The organism is Burkholderia sp. LMG 13014, assembly GCF_905232215.1.
Taxonomy (GTDB): domain Bacteria; phylum Pseudomonadota; class Gammaproteobacteria; order Burkholderiales; family Burkholderiaceae; genus Burkholderia.
The window spans coordinates 1-1,239 of record NZ_CAJNKE010001015.1 but is presented as its reverse complement, the minus strand read 5'-3'; the positions used below and the strand labels follow the sequence as shown (position 1 = coordinate 1,239).

Annotated in this window: 1 protein-coding gene and 1 pseudogene; both read left to right on the top strand. The window is 67.6% G+C overall.

What is annotated here, in order from left to right:
• Positions 1-142 (top strand): annotated as a pseudogene (locus tag JYJ84_RS38185) (Dyp-type peroxidase domain-containing protein); the annotation flags it as partial.
• Positions 143-207: 65 nt separating this feature from the next.
• On the top strand, positions 208-1,239 hold a 1,032-nt coding region (locus JYJ84_RS37015; protein ID WP_174976962.1), incomplete at its 3' end, for an iron ABC transporter substrate-binding protein.

The window sequence follows — 1,239 nt, the reverse complement described above, 5'->3', positions numbered from 1 at the left end:
AGGCTTCATTCCGATCAACGAGAAGCTCGCGAAGCTGGACATCATGAACCAGTTCACCACGCACGTCGGCAGCGCGATCTTCGCGTGCCCGCCGGGCGCGCAACCTGGTTCGTACATCGGCGCCGCGCTGTTCGACGCATGACGACACGCAACGCAAGTCAAGGCACTCCTTCCCGGCCCGGCCGGGTGCAACCTGCTAAACAAGACATGAACACTTCACCCGTTAGCCGCCCGCTGCGGCACCTGATTTCCGCGGCCGCAGCCGCGCTGATGCTGACCGGCGCGCTGCACGCCGCGCGCGCGCACGCCGCGACGCTCACGCTGTACAACGCGCAGCACGAGCAGGTCGTCAACCAGCTCGTCAAGGACTTCGAAGCACAGAGCGGCATCACCGTGAAGGTGCGCTCGGGCGAAGGCCCGGCACTCGCCGCGCAGCTCGCCACGGAAGGCGACCGCACGCCGGCCGACGTGTACTTCACCGAGAATTCGCCGGAGCTCGTGCTGCTCGACCGCAAGGGCCTGCTCGCGAAGACCGACGGCGCCGCGCTGCAGTCGGTGCCCGCGCGCTTCAATCCGGCCGACGGCAACTGGGTCGGCGTGCTCGCGCGCGAGAACGTGCTCGTCTACAACACCGCGAAAATCCAGCCGCAGCAGTTGCCCGCATCGCTGCTCGATCTCGCGAAGCCCGAGTGGAAGGGCAAGGTCGGCGTCGCGCCGAGCGACGCGGACTTCCTGCCGCTCGTGAGCGCGGTGCTCGCACTGCACGGCGAAGCCGCGACGCTGCAATGGCTGAAGGGCCTGAAGGCCAACGCGCAGATCTTCGACGACGACGAAGGCGTGACGGCGGCCGTCAACCGCGGCGGCGTGCTGACCGGCATCATCAACAACTACTACTGGGACCGCCTGCACGCCCAGCTCGGCGACAAGTCGACCCGCAGCGCGATCTACCACTTCGGCAAGGGCGACGTCGGCGGTGCCGTCAACGTGTCCGGCGCCGCGGTGCTGAAGGCTTCGAAGCACCAGCCGGAAGCGCAGAAGTTCGTCGCGTATCTCGTCAGCGAGCGCGCGCAGAAACTGATGGCGGGCGGCCACATCAGCTTCGAGTATCCGCTGCACCCGGGCGTCGCGCCCGATCCGATCCTGAAGCCGTTCAACGAACTGAGCCCGCCGGCGCTGACGTTCGAACAGCTCGGTGACGACAGCCAGGCCGGCAAGCTGCTGCGCCAGGCAGGTCTGCTC